Origin of the sequence: Paenarthrobacter nitroguajacolicus, assembly GCF_031455195.1 — a bacterium.
Classification (GTDB): Bacteria; Actinomycetota; Actinomycetes; order Actinomycetales; family Micrococcaceae; genus Arthrobacter; species Arthrobacter nitroguajacolicus_D.
Genome location: NZ_JAVDSH010000011.1, coordinates 16,794 through 31,959, shown reverse-complemented (window position 1 = coordinate 31,959; position 15,166 = coordinate 16,794). Strand labels below are relative to the sequence as shown.

The window sequence follows — 15,166 nt, the reverse complement described above, 5'->3', positions numbered from 1 at the left end:
ATAAAGCAACGCGGGGTCACTTACGGCCCATTCCGAGGGGGATTATGGGCCATAAGTGACCCCGCGTTGCGTTAAATGCTGCAGCCGTCCGGGCCGCAGGCCTCGGCGTCGGAGGCGCCCACCGGGATCAGGGGGTTGGCTTCCTGCCACGCCTGGTTCAGGGCCTGGCTAAAAAGTTCGGCGGGCTGCGCGCCGGAAATGCCGTACTTGCGGTCGATGACGAAGAACGGAACGCCTGTCACGCCGATGGCGCGGGCCTCGTTGATGTCCTGGTTGACCTCGTCCGTGTACCTGTCGGAGGTGAAAAGTTCGGCGACTTCATCGGCGGGCAGTTCGAGGCGGGCACCAAGTTCGGTCAGGTACTCATGGTTGCCGATGTCCTTGCCGTGCTCAAAGTGGTCGCTCAGCAGTTGCTCCTTGGCGGCGTCCTGCCTGCCGTGGGTAGCGGCGAGGTGGATGAGCCGGTGCGCCGTGAAGCTGTTGGCCACTACCACCTTGTCAAAGTGGTAGTCCAGGCCTTCGCCCTTGGCAGTCTCAGTGACGTGGCCGAACATCTGCTTGACCTGCTCCGGTGCCATGCCCTTGCGCTTGCTCAAGTAGTCCAGTTCGGTGCCGTCATAGTGCTCAGGAACGGACGGATCCAGCTGATAGCTCTTCCACTCGATGTCCACGGAATCACGGTGCGGGAACTGCGCCAGGGCGGTCTCGAAACGGCGCTTGCCGATGTAGCACCACGGACACGCGACGTCTGACCAGATCTCAATCTTCATGCTGTTGGCAACCTGTTGAACCGGCAGGGCATTCCTTACCCGGCTGTAATTCTCCTCACCCATTGCCGTCCCCTGTGAAGCCCCATACTCTTGAAAAGGGTTATGAAGCCAGCCCTTGGACTGGGGGTTTGCGCGGAGGAACCAGCATGCGCATCGGACTCATCGTCGGCCCGTGGTTCACGGTGCCCCCTGAAAAATACGGTGGAACAGAGCGGGTAGTTGACGCCTTGGCCCGGGCCTTGGCCGATCAAGGCCACGAGGTCCTGCTGGCAACGGCAGCAGACAGCACCTGTCCCGTACCCCAGGTCCCGGGGTTTGGTCCCGCGGCTCCGGAGGAACTGGGACTGACCTTCAGCGAGTTGGGGCATGTCATCAAGGCCTACGGTCACATGCGCGACGTCGACATCATCCATGACCATACGCTGGCGGGGCCACTGTATGCCCACCGACCACCCGGAATCCCCGTGGTCACCACCATTCACGGCCCCCTGTCACCGGGCTACGTCCCGCTCTACCGGGACATGGCACGCGACACCGCCATCATCGCCATCTCCCGCGATCAATGCAGCCGGGTGGAGAACCTGAAAATCTCGGCGGTCATCCATCACGGAATCGACGTGTCCGCGGTGAGAATGGGCGCGGGCGACGGCGGCTATGTGTGCTTCGTTGGACGCATGTGCCCGGACAAAGGGCTCCTGGAAGCCGTATCCATCGCCCGGGAAGCTGGGGTTCCCCTGAGGATCGCGGCCAAAATGCACGCCCCAGAAGAACAGGACTACTTTCACGATGTTGTGGAGCCGACTCTCGGAAACAATGAAGAGTTCCTGGGGGAATTGTCTGACCCGGAAAAATACCAGTTGATGGGCGACGCCATGGCACTGCTCAACCCCATCCAGTGGGCCGAACCCTTTGGCTTGGTGATGATCGAAGCCCTCGCCACAGGCACCCCTGTGCTGGCGACACCCATGGGGGCCGCTCCGGAAATAGTCAGGCACGGCATCACGGGATTCTTGGGCTCCACCGAGCAGCTTGCCGGCTGTATCACCGGTATCCCGGACCTGAGCCGGGAGGCCTGCAGGAGGTCCGTGGAGGAATCGTTCAGCGCACAACGGATGGCAGCGGACCACCTTGGCCTTTACGCCAGGGTGATCGAACAATCCGCGGCTAAACCTCTTCCCGGTGGAAGCCTGTTGCAAGAGAATCAGAGTCAAGCCCTGTAGGGCTGCCCACGCTCACCAAAGACCCCCGGAGGAGGCCAGCCGGCCATGACCGCTTGGAACGAAGACACCGAAGCCGGAGCGTCGGAGCTGGGTGCCGTCACCGTCGTAGAAGGTTCATCTTTCTGCATCTCCTCCCACTCCGGTGACATTCACGGAGGCGGTTCCCAAGGTGCCTACTACCAGGACACCCGAATCGTGTCCCGGTGGATACTGAGGGTCAACGGGGCGCTGCGGGAGCCATTGGTGGCCCGGAATCCCACAGCGTTCCAAGCCGAATATGTGGGCCGGGCCTGTTCCGCGGACGGCAGGTTCGACAGCCCGCTGGTGGTTGAGCATCAACGCCACGTGGGGGCCGGCTTGCGGGATGACATCACCATCCGCAACTACTCCGGGCAGGACGCCCCGTGCGAGATCGAACTGCTGATCGACGCCGACCTTGCGGACCTCTTCGACGTCAAGGGAGGCCGTACCAACACGGCGGGTGCTCCCCTGAAAAAAGTTCACAAGAAAGAACTGCACATCGATTCCCTCCACCCCAGCGGCCAACGCCGGGGCGTGGCGTTCCGGGCTTCCGGAGCCAAAGTGTCCGAAGACGGCCTGCAGTTCCACGTCAGCATTCCCGCACGCAGCCAATGGTCTACCAGCATCATCGCCATGCCGTTGGTCAATGGGCAGGGCCCCCGCGATCCCTTCACCGAAACCACTCCGCTGCACCACACCCCGGGCGTCCGCCGGCATGCCGCCTGGGAAGACCATGTGCCCCGGATTCGCGTGACGGACGCCAACGTGGAGGAGGTCCTGGAGCGGAGCCAACGCGATTTGGGCTCCCTGCGCATCTTCGATCCCAGCCATCCAGGCCGGGTGGCCGTGGCAGCAGGCGCCCCGTGGTTCATGGCCCTGTTCGGCCGGGACTCGCTCCTTGCCTCCTACATGTCACTCATGGTGGACCCGCGCCTGGCCGCCGGGACCCTGCAAACCCTGGCTGCGCTCCAAGGCAGCAAAGTGGACGAGGACTCCGAAGAGGAACCCGGACGGATGCCCCACGAGGTTCGGCTCGGTGTCACGGCCGGGCTTTCACTGGGTGGGACTGCCTACTACGGAACCGCAGACGCAACACCCCTGTTCGTCTCCACGCTCGGGGAGCTCAGCCGATGGGGTCTCGGCTCGGACATCATCGACTCCCTCCTCCCACACGCGGACCGGGCCATTGAATGGATGGAGCAGTACGGTGACCGCGACGGAGACGGCTTCATCGAGTACCAACGGCCCAACCAGCACGGACTGGTGAACCAGGGCTGGAAGGACTCCTGGGACGGCATCAACTTCGCTGATGGCCGGATGGCGGAAACGCCTATCGCGTTGTGCGAAGTCCAGGCCTATGCCTATGCGGCCTACGTGGGCCGGTCCCTGTTGGCGCGCGCGGCCGGGGACACCGCCGTCGAACGCCGATGCGCTGACCGGGCTGAAAAGCTCAAAGCCGCCTTCAACGAGACTTTCTGGCTTCCGGACGAGGGGTATTTCGCCCTGGCGCTGGACAAGGACAAGAAACCGGTGGATTCCTGCACGTCCAACATGGGCCACTGCCTGTGGGTGGGCATCGTGGATGAGGACAAAGCACCGCTGGTGGCCGAACGGCTGATGTCACCGGAAATGTTCACCGGCTGGGGCATCCGCACCTTGGGATCCGACATGGGCGCCTACAACCCCGTCAGCTACCACAACGGCTCGGTCTGGCCACACGATACGGCACTGGTTGCCACCGGACTGATGCGCTACGGGTTCGTCAAGGAGGCCAGCAGGGTGGCCAGCGGACTGTTCGACGCCGCTGAACACTTTGGTGGCCGGCTCCCCGAACTCTTCTGCGGCTTTGACCGGACCGACTTTTCGGAGCCGGTTCCCTATCCGACGGCGTGTTCCCCCCAAGCGTGGGCGGCTGCGGCGCCGATACAGCTGGCCCGCATCCTGCTCAGGTTTGACCCCGACTTCACGCGGGACGTGCTCCACCTGGCGCCCATTCTGCCGGAATCCTTTGGTGAGTTCCGGGCAGAGAACGTGCTGCTTGGACGGTCGCGGATCACCATTGAGGCGTCCGGTTCTTCGGGGAGCGCTACCGGACTTCCGGCGGGCTTGGAGTTGCATTCCGACCCTCGGCCACAGCTCGCTGGTGACCTGTTCGGCTAAGTGGGCCTAGAGTTCGTGCTCCATGACGAAGTCGTGTTCCATCGTGTTACCCAGTTTGAAGGACTTGGTGCCCACCTTCTGGAAACCGCTCTTCTCGTAGAAGCGGATGGCCTTGGCGTTCTCGCTGTTCACCCCAAGCCAGACACCTGCCGCGCCTTTGTCCGCGGCGTTGGCAAGGGATGCCTGCATCAGCCTGGATGCAGCTCCGTGGCCGTGGTAGTCCGGGTGGACGTAGCACTTGCTCAGTTCGGTGGACGGCAGGAACGAGAGTACTGAGGCGACGTCGGGATCGCTGGCCGGCTTGGCAACCAGGAGGGTGTAACCGTTGAGTTGGCCGTCGTCGTCGAGCACCAGGATGGTGATGTTCGCATCGGCCAGGTAATCCCGAAAATTGGACTCGCTCAGCGTCTTCTCAAGGTGCGCCTGGATGTCGGCCGGCGAGGAACCGGGCGGGCAGGCCAGCGGGAAGGTGATGGCTGCCAGCTCAGCCAGCTTTCCGGCGTCGTGCGCTGTTGCGGTGCGGATGGTCTCGGTCATGTGGGTCCCCCTCTGAGTTTGTGTACAGCTAATGCCCCCAAGAACGAATCTTAAGGGCATGAGCTGGACGAAAACTCCTGGTCACGGGGTGGGGGTGGCCCTGACGGCATTGGTGCCCCTGTCCGCGATTACTTGCGTGTCGCTCCCGGAATCGAGGATGGTGTTACGCGCTGAGCCGGGATCCACCAGGACAGCTGTCACGGCCAGGTCCTCTACGTCATCAGTGGCCAGTAGGGCATCTACCTGGGCCTCGAAGCAATCATCGCTTGGTGAGGAGTGGACGTTCATGGCAACTATGTGATTGTTGGACACGAAATTTCCTGTGCCCTCACGCAGCCGGATAATGACCGGGGTCGCGCCTTCTGGGCGGATGCTGGCGGAGTCGATGATTTGCGAGAAATGGTTGCCGATCACGGAGTTGTTGCTGCCGCTGACGCTGAGGATCCCGTGCAGGTCGTCCAGCCCGTTGTCGATCCCCAGGAACGGTGTCCACGGCTCATGGTCGCGCAGGAAGTGGTTGGTGGCTACGAGGTTCTCCGAACTGTTGTCTTCAAGGACAACCATGCCCGGGTAGAAGGAATGCAGGCGGTTGTTGGTGACGCTCGAACGGGTGACGCCGCTGAAGTGGACGCTGCTCGCCCCGCGGGGGAAGACGTTGTTCGCCGTGACCAGGAGGCCACCGTGGTTCTCCGCGTAGATGGAGTGGCCCTTGAAACCGGCCCCGATAAGGTTGTCGGTGATCTTGGACGCCTGCCCCCAGCCGCGCAGCTCGATGCAGCTTCCGCATTCTGCGATGAAGTTGTTGTGGATGGAGAGGGCGTCCGCGTTGTGGATGGTCAGCGCGTGTTCGAGGTAGATGAAGCCCATCTCATTGACGCGGAAGGAATCGTTGGCGCTGGCTACGTGGATGCCGGTCTTGCCATTGACGTAGCTGTTTTCCGCGGGCAGGTCCGAGCCGTCCGGGGTGAAGTGCAGCCCGTCGATGCAGAAGTTGGCGAACTCTACTGAGCTGATCCGGGGGCTGCCCGCCCGCTCGACAAGGAACGCAGCTCCATTCGCGGGGTTCGCGCTGTCTGCGACGGGGAGGTCAACCAGGACCCGGCTTCCTCCGGGCCACAGCTCGTGAAGATCGGGCCATTCGTCTTCGGGTACGTTGAACCGGATGCTTGAGGACGTAAAACCGTGTCCCGAGCCTTGGATCCTGAGGAAGCTGATGTCTATCAAAACCTGTGTCCGCAGGCGGTAGTCGCCGGGTGGGAGGTAGATCACGGCCCCCGGCTTGCCGCCGTCGTTCACGTCTGAGGCGTTCTGCCGTTCCTTGATGTCAGCGATGATGCTGTTGATGACCTTGCCGACGTCTTCGGAGGGATTGCCGACGTGCCAGGTGGTCACGTCGTAGTAGTTGCTGCTGGACATGTGTGGATCCTCTTGAAGTGTTGGGGGTGGTCAGTTGGCGGGTTGGTGTTCGCGAAGGTCGGCCAACAGCTCGTCCGACGTCGGCGGGTTGGCGCCCGCGCGCCGCACCGTGATGGCCGCGGCCTTGGTGGCCAAACGACCCAACGACTCCAGGGCTTCCGACCCCAGCCCTTCGGCTTCCCTTGCCAGGAGCCCGTAGATCAGGGCGGCCATGTAGGAGTCGCCGGCGCCAATGGTGTCCACCACTACAGACTTCACGGACGGAACCAGAACCTGCCCTCCCGGGGTTGAGAGCAGCGATCCATCTGAACCCTTGGTGACAACGGCCAGGCCGGCCCCTAGGTGCAGGATGCGTTGCGCAATGTCTTCCAGCGCCAACCCCGGATAGAGCCACCGGGCGTCCTCGTCGCTGAGTTTGACCACCTCTGTGAAGGGGATGAGGTCCTCAAAGATACCCTTCGCTTCGGCCTGGCTGCCCAGCAGCGCGGGGCGGATATTGGGGTCGTAGGTCACCACGCATCGCTGGTGTGACTGCTCCAGGAGTGTCCGGACTGCCGCCGCTCCGGGTGCAAGGAAGGTGGCGATCGATCCTGTGTGCAGAACCTTGGGAAGGGTCATCGGTGCGGTGGCGGGCAGGTCCCAAGTGATATCGAAGTCGTAATGGGCTGAACCGTCGGATGCCAGGGTGGCGGTTGCAGTGGCGGTTCGGTTCCGTTTTCCGGGACCAGCCAGGAGTTCGACGCCGGCACTGGCCAGGTGCCGCTGGATGGCGGCACCGTGGTGGTCGTCTCCGATCGACGTCATCAAGGCGGTGCGGACGCCCAGACGGCCAAGTCCGTAGGCGACGTTCGCTGGGGATCCTCCGGGGTGCGCCACAGTACCGCCGGGGGCGACGACAATATCCACCAGGGCTTCGCCAACAACTACAACGTCGGGGTCTGATCCAGGGAGGGCAGGTTTTGCTTCGTGCATTCCGGGCTTTTCCTTAGGCGATTGATGAGATGGCGAGCTTGCGGACGGTTGCGGTGCCACCCTCGGCTGACAACCAGTTGTTGAGGCTGTTGGCTTCGGGAAAAACAAGATCTGTCAGGACCACTTTGCCGTCCTGGGCGAAGACTTCCACGGAGCATTGGTCCACGACGATGAGCAGTTTAAGGATGCCGTCCTCCAAAGCGGCCGGTGCCGCTTCCACCGATGCGAACTTCCCGTGGAATTGGGTGTTTCCCGATTGCCTGCGGTCCAGGGTGAGCCGCCCGCTGCGTGTGCTGTAGCCCAGCACCGTGCGCTGACTCCCGTCGGTGCTGCCGAGCAGGCTGAACTCAACGAGTTCGGCGCTTCCCAGGACAATCTCGGCTTCGATGACCTGTGCGGTACCGGGAACGGCGTCGGGCAGCCGCAGGGCCGTGCCGTCCAGATTGAACGGCGCGGGACCGGGCACTGGGTTTTCCTCCACCCGCTGTTCGGTGAGGACCGGGTGCTGGATCAGTTGGAGGGAGCCATTCACGGAACTGAGCCGGAGTTCCCGTGCCAGGGTCATGGAGGACCGCCAGGGGGCCGTGGGCAATTGGTTGGCGTAGTCCCAGTTGTTCATCCAGCCGATGATGATGCGCCGGTTGTCAGGGACGTTGCTGAAGGACACGGAGGCGTAGCAGTCGCGGCCCCAGTCCAGCCAGAGGCATTGCTGCAGCGCCGCCTGAGCCGCATCCTTGTCGGGGAAGGACGACAACCCGGCGGGAGCGGCGAGCGAGCCCGCGTCCGGGACGAAACGGACGCCGTCGAATTCCCCAACGAAGTACTGGCCGCCCGAACCGCCCGCCACCGCGCCTGGATTGACGTTGACGATCAGCACCCATTTGGTGTTGTCCGGGTCGCCGTCCACCGCCAACGGGAACAGGTCGGGGCATTCCCATTCACCGGCGTCCGCGTTGGCCGGGCCAAAGTCGCTGAGGAAGTCCCAGGATTTGAGGTCCTCGGAACGGTACAGGACTACCTTCTGGTGCTGCGCTTCGACCGCGACCATCACCCAGCAGGAACCGTGCGGGCCCTCATAGCGGAACACTTTGGGATCCCGGAAATGCGCTGAGTTCCGGGTGAGGACGGGATTTTCATCATATTTGAGCCATGTCATTCCGCCATCAGTGCTGTAGGCAAGGGACTGGGCCTGGGTGCCGCTGTGCGGGGAGGCGGCTTTGAAGGCGCTCGTGTAGACAGCTACCAAGGCTGGTGACTCGACTGTTCCGAACCCGGACGTGTTGCCGTGGTCTACAACGACGCTTCCGGAGAAGATGTCCTCAACCTCGTCGCCGGCAATAGCGACGGGGTGCTCAGCCCAGTGGAGGAGGTCGGGGGACGTGGCATGGCCCCAGGACATGTTGCCCCAGACGTTTCCGTAAGGGTTGTTCTGGAAGAAGAGGTGGTACAAACCGTCGTGGAACACCAGGCCGTTGGGATCATTCAGCCACGTGTCGCTTGCCGTGAAATGGATGGCAGGGCGAAACCGGGGGGTTACGGCCGGGGCTGTTACCGGGCGTGCGGCATCAAGGCTACTGGACATGTGGTGCGTTCCTTTTGGGACGTTGAAGTGGCTGGCTGGGCTCTACCGCGGAGCGGCGACGGAATCGCGGGTGACCAACGGACAGCCCAGGATGGTGGGGTGGAGTGCCATTAAGGACAGGTCGTCCTTGCCCTCAATGGCGTCAATAAGGTGTTCCGTGGCCCAGGCCCCCATCTCGTAGTGGGGGAGGGCGACTGTGGTGAGGCCGGGGTAGAGGTTGGCGGCGATCAGTTCCTGGTCGTCAAAGCCCACCACGGAAAGGTCGTGGGGAATACTGAGTCCCAGTTCAGCGGCAGCCCGGTAAGCGCCCATGGCCATGCGGTCGTTGTAGCAGAACAGTGCCGTAGGCCTCTCCGTCCGCGAGAGAATCCGTTTCGCTGCCTCATAGCCGCCCTGCACCTCGGAGACCTCGGACTCAACAGGTGCCTCGTCGCCGTCGAGCCCTGCTTCGTTGAGCATGGCCCGGAAGGCCCGGAGCCGCTGGCGGGTCGCGGGCACGTCATCGGTGTTGTTGATGAAGCCCACCCGGGTGTGGCCGGCGTCGAGGAGTGCTCCAACGGCGGCGCGGGCGCCGCCGTCCTCGTCCGGGACCACGGCGGTGATGTTCCCGCCAATGGCAACGGAGTCCACCAGGACCGATGGGACGCTGGCCAGGTTCTCCGGGAGTTCCACGTTGCGGTGGTACATGGTGGCGTAAAGGATCCCGTCCACACGGCGCTCCAGGAGGGCCTGCACGTCGGCTTGCCTTGATTCGAGGCTGGCCGAGCCCGGGGTGTTGATGATCATGAGGTTGTATCCCCGGGCTTTGGCGGCCTCATCGGCGCCAAGGATGATCCTTCCCGCGTGGGGCGTGGTGGCGATTTCCTCGCTGACCAGGCCCAGCATGCCGGTCCTTTGCGTGCGGAGGGCCTGGGCCAGGCGGTTGGGGCCGTAACCGAGTTCTTCGGCGGCCATCCTGACTTTGTCCCGCGTTTCGGTGCTGATCCGGGCGTAGGAAACCTCGTTGAGGACATGGGACACGGTGGTGACGGACACGCCCGCAGCGACGGCTACGTCCTTGATACCGATGTTCTTGCTGCTCATTGACTCCCACGTCCTTATGGTTGGTGACGCCCCGGAGGGGCTATCAGTAGGCTACTCGTTGATGGTGGCGCTAGCCCTTGACCGCACCCAGCGTCATGCCCGCCACGATCTTTCGCTGCAGCAGGAGCGTCAGCAGGATGACCGGGATCGAGTACACCGCGGCGAGGGCCGTCATGGAACCCCAGTCCAGGCCGAACTGCGTTTGGAAGTTCGCGATCACCACTGGCGTTGTCTGGGAGCGGATCGCTGTCATCAGGAGTGCGAACAGGAATTCGTTCCAGGAAGCCAGGAAAGCGAAGATCGCTGTGACGGCGATACCGCCGGACACCACGGGGATGACCACCCGCCACAGGGCGCCGAGCCTGCTGCATCCGTCCACGGTTGCGGCTTCTTCAAGGTCCCGGGGGACTGACTCGAAGAAGCTGGACATCAGCCAGATGGAGAGCGGAAGCGAGATGGTGGTGTGCGCAATGGACAGGGCTATCGGGGTGTCTGCCAGTCCCACGGAAGCCATCATGGACGCCAGCGGAATGCCTATGGCTACCGGCGGAACCATGCGGGTGACCAGTGCGGCCATGATGAATACGCGCCCGCTGGGGGTCTTGTACCTGGTGATGCCGTAGGCGGCCGGAACTGCCAGGACCAGGGAAAGCAGTGTGCTGATGACTGCCGTTTGGATGCTGTTGATGAAAGACGCCACCACGCCGCTGCGGCCCAGGGCATTGGTGTAGTTCTCCAGCGTCCACTCGCGGGGCAGGATGGTGGGCGGGACAGCGATGGTGTCGATCGGCGTCTTGAACGATGTGAACAGCAGGTACAGGAACGGGAAACCGTACAGCACCATGGCTACCGCCAGCAGGATCCACAGGATGGTCCGTGTGCTGCGCCGGCCGGCTTCGAGCCCTTCACGGTTGACCCCGCGTCGCCGGAGCACTTGTGGTTCGCTAAGGCCCGACGGCGGAGGGCCGGCTTTGGTGGTTATGCTCGCGGTGCTCATCAGTTGTCCTTTCCTGGCCGCCAGATGGTGGCCACCGCAACGAAGGCAATGGCCAGCATGGCGATGAGGTAAATGGTGCCCATGGCGCTGGCCAGGCCCGGGTCGCCGAAGCGGATCATGGTGCGGTAGATCAGCAGGCTCATCGTTTCCGATGCCGACTGCGGTCCGCCGTTGGTTTGGATCAGGATGGTGTCGAAGGCCCTTGCTGCGTCTATTCCGCGGACCACAAGGGCAACAGCGATCACGGGGCGAAGCAGCGGAAGGATGATCCGGAACAGGAGTGCCGGAGCACGGGCGCCATCCAGGCGGGCGGCCTCGAGCAGGTCGCCGGGGATGTTCTGAAGGCCGGCGAAGAGCACCAGGCACATAAAGGAGGTCGTGAGCCAGATATCTGGAATGGCCACCGAGAACAACACAATGTTGGGGTCGGACAACCACCCGATCTGGTTGGGGTCCGACAGGATCCCGGCTTGGTGAAGGAGCGTTCCGATGAGGCCGAAGTTATCGATCATCAGGAACTTCCACAGGAGGCCCGCCACGATCGGGGCGATCATCAGGGGGTAGAGGAACACTGTCCGCCAGATTTGGGACTTCTTGCCCAGGGCTGTGAAGAGCAAGGCCATGCCGAGGCCGAGGGTGAACTCCAGTGCTACTACCACCACCGTGTAGCCCAGGGTTCGCCACCCGGCGCTGGTGAAGGCCTCGGAGGTGAAGGCCGTTACGTAATTCTGGAAGCCCACGAAATCGCGGGGGCCGCCGGCGATGGGCGAGATCTTGAAGAAGCTGTCAGCCACCAGGCGGAAGAGGGGATAGGCCACGAATACGGCCAGGAACAGTGCCGCGGGCGTCATCAGATAGAGGGCGAAGCGGCGATCGGAGATACGCACGGTTTTCTTTTCTGCTGGTTGGGACCGCGGCCGGCACTGTCATTTCAGTACTGATGGTGCCGGCCGCGGAGTTCTACTTCAGGAGGTCCTGGATCTGCTTCTTGGCATCGGCCAGGAGGGCGGAGGTGTCGCCACCGGCCACGGCCTTCTGCAGCAACGGGATCAGGACGGTGTCAACGATCTGCTGCCACTTGGCGGTGGCGGGCCGGGTGGCTGTTGCCTGGCCGTTGAGGGTCTCGATCAGCGGCTTGAAGCTCTCGTAACCAGGCTGGTCCTGGTATTTTTCGAACGCGCTGATACGGGAGGCCAAACCGAGCTTGGATTCGATTCCCTTGTCGTTGTAGTCGTAGGCGCACTTGACGAACTTCTTGGCAGCGTCAGTGTTCTTGGTTGCCTTGGGAACGGAGAGGTACCACGGTCCCGGAACGCCTGCGACGCCGGCGCTGCCGCCGATCATTGCTGCGGCTCCCACCTTTCCTGCCACGGGAGCATCGGCGGGGATCTGGCGGTAGGCGTGGGCCCAGAAGCGGGTCATTGCCGTCTTGCCCTGGTTGAACAAGTTCTGTGCTGCTGCCCAGTCAACCTGTGCTGCACCACTCGGGGCGTCCTTGGCCAAGCTCACGTAGAAGTCCAGGGCTTCCTTGTGGGCGGCGTTGTCGATGACCACCTTGTTGTCCTTGTCCAGGACCATGGGGGAGCCGGCCTGGAGGACGTGGGCCAGCCATTCGGTTTCCACGGCGCCCTTGACGTCCGTGCCGTACATGCCGTCCTTGGTGAAGAACTCGGAAATGTCCTGGTACTGCTTCCACGTCTTGGGCGCTGCGAGCTCGTAACCGTACTTGGCTTGGAAATCGGCCTTGTTCTTGGCGTTCTCAAACAGGTCCTTGCGGTACAGGATGATCTCGGCGTTGGTCCAGGCCGGCAGGCCGATGAAGTGGCCGTCCACGTTGGCTTCCTTGACGAGCGCGGGGAAGATGTCCTTCTTGACGTCGTCCGTGAAAAGCTCATCGATGGGTTGGACGCCGTCCTTGAAGCTGGGCAACCAGACCGAGTCCAGGGCTGCTACATCGAAGGACACGTTGCCCGAGGAAAACTCGCTGGAAAGGCGGTTGAACATGCCGTCATAGGGGAGTTCGACGAAGTTTACGTCGACGCCGGCGTCCTTCTTGCACTGTTCTGCGACGCCTGTGAGTTCAGCGTGACCACCTGCTTCGACCAAAACGTTGATGGAGCTGGATCCTCCGGATCCGCCGGACGAGGGTGCGGGACCTCCGGCGCCACAACCGGTGGCAACAAGTGCGACGGCGGTGCACAGCCCGCCGAGGGTGACGAGCTTGGAGATGGTGTTTCGAGTGGACATCGCTGTCGACTCACTTTCTCTTGAACGGAGTGGCAAAAACGGTGATGAGGTTCATTTGGGTGACAAATCGTTTTGCCAAAACGACTTGGCAAAAGTGTAGGCCTCCAATATTTCTGGTGTCAAGGGTCACGTTGGCGGCAGATCCGGAGCGGATCCTGCCAAAATACTGGCCAGGACTTTGGCGTTGACAGCCCTCACTGCTGCTCTTAGTGTTTCTCCCAACCCCCCTTGGATAAACGATTTGGCACGCTCGTGCCTGATTGCCACGCCGAGGTGCCGGGCTATGGACAAGGACTGACAGGAGATCCAGTGGGAACTGGCAGGAAGCTTGAAATGACCGACCCGAGCCGCCGAATGCTCGTGGGGGCAGGGGCTGTGGGCACGCTGGCCGCGGCCTTGAGCCTTGGAACATCCCCAAACGCAGACGCCGCGGAGGAGAGTAAAGGGGGGCCCTTCATTTCACCGAACGCCTATGACGTCACGGCTTGGAAAATCAAGGGAAAGCCCAAGATCACGGCGGAATCGGATATCGGTGCCGTCATCAATGACATCATCGCTGACATCAAAAAGCGCCAGTCGACGCCGGAGACCAGGCCGGGTGCCGTCGTCATCATTCCCCCGGGGGACTATGACCTTCTCACCCAAGTGGTGGTGGACGTGGACTACCTCACCATCGCAGGTTTTGGTCATGGCTTCTTCTCCCGAAGCATCAAGGACAACGTCGACACCACGGGCTGGGTGAACCTGCAGCCGGGTGGCAGCCACATCCGCGTCCTGACCCCACCTTCCGCGCCCCAGGCATTTCTGGTGCGCAGGAACGGAAGCCCCCGCCTGTCCGGGATCGTGTTCAGGGATTTCTGCCTTGATGGGGTTACTTTCACCCCGGACGCGAACAGCTACAAAAATGGGAAGACCGGCATTGACGTCGCATCCGACAACGACTCCATCCACATTACGGGGATGGGGTTCGTCTATCTCGAACACGCTCTGGTAGTCCGGGGCGCCGACGCCCTCCGGATCCACGACAACATGATCGCCGAATGCGGGAACTGCGTCGAACTGACCGGTGCCGGTCAGGCAACGATTGTCAGCGACAACCTGATGGGTGCCGGCCCCGAGGGTGTGACTCTTCTGGCCGAAAACCACGAAGGCCTCCTGGTCACGGGAAACAACTTCTTCCCCAGGGGACGTAGTCTCCTTGAGTTCACAGGCTGCAACCGCTGCAGTGTGACATCAAACAGGTTCCAGGGCTTCTATCCGGGCATGATGCGCCTTCTGAATGGATGCAAAGAAAACCTCGTCACCTCCAACCACTTCCGCCGGGGCGCGGAAGGGTTTCCGCCCTTCATCGACCGCACCAACGGACTCGATGACCTCTACGGCGTCATCCATACGCTGGGAGACAACAACCTCATCTCAACCAACCTATTCGCTTATGACGTCCCGCCGAACAAGGTTGTCCCGGCCGGTTCCCAGCCGACCATCATCCTGATCGCAGGAGGGGACGGCAACGTCATAGCCACCAACCACGTGGTCAGCAATGTTGCCACCCAGCACGTGGTTCTTGACGGATCGACCACCCATTCGAAGGTGCTCGACAGCGGAGCCGCAACCACCATCACGTCATACAGCCAGGACACGGCCATCCGGCCCACCCCCTGACGCCCGGAGGGAAAGCGGAGGGAAAGCACGACCGCGGCTGGTCACCAATGGTGACCAGCCGCCGTCGTGATTCCCGAACCTTAGTCCGCCTTGACCGCCAGCACCGGGCAGTCGGCCTCCAGCAGGATCCGTTGGGAGACGCTGCCCATGATGAGTTTGCCCACCGGGCTGCGACGGCGCAGGCCGATCACTATCAGTCCGGCGTCATGCTCATCAGCAGCGTCCAGTACCTCAGCCGCAGCGTCATGGCCACGGATTGGTTGCTTGATGACGTGCTGCACGCCCTGCGAAGCAAGTCGTTCCTCGATGCTCTGGATGTCCGGCTCCTGGGCGTAACGGTTGTCCACCAGGGCGTCGCCCTTGGAGGAGTTGATGACAAGAAGGGTTTCGTTGCCCTTCTTGGCCTCGGCGATGGCCTGGGTCAGGGCCGCTTCGCCTTCCGGTGTAGGGACGTATCCCACCACGATGGTCATGGTTTCTCCTGTTCGATAAGGCTGTT

At 62.5% G+C, this 15,166-nt stretch carries 13 protein-coding genes; 3 read left to right on the top strand and 10 right to left on the bottom strand.

Going from position 1 to position 15,166, the window contains the following annotated elements; genetic code table 11:
* Window positions 1–71: 71 nt before the first annotated feature.
* On the bottom strand, window positions 72–770 hold the full coding sequence (locus tag J2Y68_RS19225; RefSeq protein WP_309996141.1) for a DsbA family oxidoreductase: 699 nt from the start codon (window positions 768–770) through the stop codon (window positions 72–74).
* A 146-nt stretch (window positions 771–916) separates the two neighbouring features.
* Between J2Y68_RS19225 and J2Y68_RS19220 the strand changes: the two genes are divergently transcribed.
* Together J2Y68_RS19220 and J2Y68_RS19215 are read left to right on the top strand one after the other, a co-directional pair.
* Window positions 917–1,990 carry a glycosyltransferase family 4 protein gene (locus J2Y68_RS19220; protein ID WP_309995847.1) on the top strand — a complete coding sequence of 358 codons (1,074 nt, stop codon included), beginning with the start codon at window positions 917–919 and terminating at the stop codon, window positions 1,988–1,990.
* A gap of 45 nt (window positions 1,991–2,035) precedes the next feature.
* Window positions 2,036–4,171 carry an amylo-alpha-1,6-glucosidase gene (locus J2Y68_RS19215; RefSeq protein WP_309995844.1) on the top strand — a complete coding sequence of 712 codons (2,136 nt, stop codon included), beginning with the start codon at window positions 2,036–2,038 and terminating at the stop codon, window positions 4,169–4,171.
* A gap of 6 nt (window positions 4,172–4,177) precedes the next feature.
* Here J2Y68_RS19215 and J2Y68_RS19210 read toward each other — a convergent pair whose 3' ends face one another.
* From J2Y68_RS19210 to J2Y68_RS19175, 8 genes are all read right to left on the bottom strand, one after another.
* The gene (locus tag J2Y68_RS19210; protein WP_309995842.1) at window positions 4,178–4,708 is read right to left on the bottom strand and encodes a GNAT family N-acetyltransferase; all 531 of its coding nucleotides are present in this window, start codon (window positions 4,706–4,708) and stop codon (window positions 4,178–4,180) included.
* A gap of 81 nt (window positions 4,709–4,789) precedes the next feature.
* Window positions 4,790–6,124: a NosD domain-containing protein gene (locus tag J2Y68_RS19205; RefSeq protein WP_309995839.1), complete on the bottom strand. Its 1,335-nt coding sequence runs from the start codon at window positions 6,122–6,124 to the stop codon at window positions 4,790–4,792.
* Between the two features lie 30 nt (window positions 6,125–6,154).
* Complete coding sequence (locus J2Y68_RS19200; RefSeq protein ID WP_309995836.1) at window positions 6,155–7,096, bottom strand: carbohydrate kinase family protein; 942 nt, start codon at window positions 7,094–7,096, stop codon at window positions 6,155–6,157.
* Window positions 7,097–7,109: 13 nt separating this feature from the next.
* The gene (locus J2Y68_RS19195; RefSeq protein WP_309995833.1) at window positions 7,110–8,678 is read right to left on the bottom strand and encodes a glycoside hydrolase family 32 protein; all 1,569 of its coding nucleotides are present in this window, start codon (window positions 8,676–8,678) and stop codon (window positions 7,110–7,112) included.
* Window positions 8,679–8,720: 42 nt separating this feature from the next.
* Window positions 8,721–9,761 (bottom strand): LacI family DNA-binding transcriptional regulator, encoded by a 1,041-nt coding sequence (locus J2Y68_RS19190; protein WP_309995830.1) that lies wholly within the window; start codon window positions 9,759–9,761, stop codon window positions 8,721–8,723.
* A gap of 70 nt (window positions 9,762–9,831) precedes the next feature.
* Window positions 9,832–10,758 (bottom strand): carbohydrate ABC transporter permease, encoded by a 927-nt coding sequence (locus tag J2Y68_RS19185; RefSeq protein ID WP_309995828.1) that lies wholly within the window; start codon window positions 10,756–10,758, stop codon window positions 9,832–9,834.
* Window positions 10,758–11,645, bottom strand: a complete 888-nt coding sequence (locus J2Y68_RS19180) for a carbohydrate ABC transporter permease (RefSeq protein WP_235519812.1) — start codon at window positions 11,643–11,645, stop codon at window positions 10,758–10,760. The genes J2Y68_RS19185 and J2Y68_RS19180 overlap by 1 nt, the downstream gene beginning before the upstream one ends.
* A gap of 73 nt (window positions 11,646–11,718) precedes the next feature.
* Window positions 11,719–13,005, bottom strand: coding sequence for an ABC transporter substrate-binding protein (locus J2Y68_RS19175; RefSeq protein ID WP_309995824.1), 1,287 nt, complete (start codon window positions 13,003–13,005; stop codon window positions 11,719–11,721).
* Between the two features lie 333 nt (window positions 13,006–13,338).
* Between J2Y68_RS19175 and J2Y68_RS19170 the strand changes: the two genes are divergently transcribed.
* Window positions 13,339–14,667, top strand: a complete 1,329-nt coding sequence (locus J2Y68_RS19170; protein ID WP_309995821.1) for a NosD domain-containing protein — start codon at window positions 13,339–13,341, stop codon at window positions 14,665–14,667.
* Window positions 14,668–14,747: 80 nt separating this feature from the next.
* Here J2Y68_RS19170 and J2Y68_RS19165 read toward each other — a convergent pair whose 3' ends face one another.
* Window positions 14,748–15,140 carry a universal stress protein gene (locus tag J2Y68_RS19165; RefSeq protein ID WP_211713924.1) on the bottom strand — a complete coding sequence of 131 codons (393 nt, stop codon included), beginning with the start codon at window positions 15,138–15,140 and terminating at the stop codon, window positions 14,748–14,750.
* Between the last annotated feature and the right edge of the window lie 26 nt (window positions 15,141–15,166).

Bases quoted from the DNA above. Each gene is read 5' to 3' on its own strand.
- J2Y68_RS19225 (WP_309996141.1), bottom strand. From the start codon at position 770: ATGAAGATTGAGATCTGGTCAGACGTCGCGTGTCCGTGGTGCTACATC.
- J2Y68_RS19220 (WP_309995847.1), top strand. From the start codon at position 917: ATGCGCATCGGACTCATCGTCGGCCCGTGGTTCACGGTGCCCCCTGAA.
- J2Y68_RS19215 (WP_309995844.1), top strand. From the start codon at position 2,036: ATGACCGCTTGGAACGAAGACACCGAAGCCGGAGCGTCGGAGCTGGGT.
- J2Y68_RS19210 (WP_309995842.1), bottom strand. From the start codon at position 4,708: ATGACCGAGACCATCCGCACCGCAACAGCGCACGACGCCGGAAAGCTG.
- J2Y68_RS19205 (WP_309995839.1), bottom strand. From the start codon at position 6,124: ATGTCCAGCAGCAACTACTACGACGTGACCACCTGGCACGTCGGCAAT.
- J2Y68_RS19200 (WP_309995836.1), bottom strand. From the start codon at position 7,096: ATGCACGAAGCAAAACCTGCCCTCCCTGGATCAGACCCCGACGTTGTA.
- J2Y68_RS19195 (WP_309995833.1), bottom strand. From the start codon at position 8,678: ATGTCCAGTAGCCTTGATGCCGCACGCCCGGTAACAGCCCCGGCCGTA.
- J2Y68_RS19190 (WP_309995830.1), bottom strand. From the start codon at position 9,761: ATGAGCAGCAAGAACATCGGTATCAAGGACGTAGCCGTCGCTGCGGGC.
- J2Y68_RS19185 (WP_309995828.1), bottom strand. From the start codon at position 10,758: ATGAGCACCGCGAGCATAACCACCAAAGCCGGCCCTCCGCCGTCGGGC.
- J2Y68_RS19175 (WP_309995824.1), bottom strand. From the start codon at position 13,005: ATGTCCACTCGAAACACCATCTCCAAGCTCGTCACCCTCGGCGGGCTG.
- J2Y68_RS19170 (WP_309995821.1), top strand. From the start codon at position 13,339: ATGACCGACCCGAGCCGCCGAATGCTCGTGGGGGCAGGGGCTGTGGGC.
- J2Y68_RS19165 (WP_211713924.1), bottom strand. From the start codon at position 15,140: ATGACCATCGTGGTGGGATACGTCCCTACACCGGAAGGCGAAGCGGCC.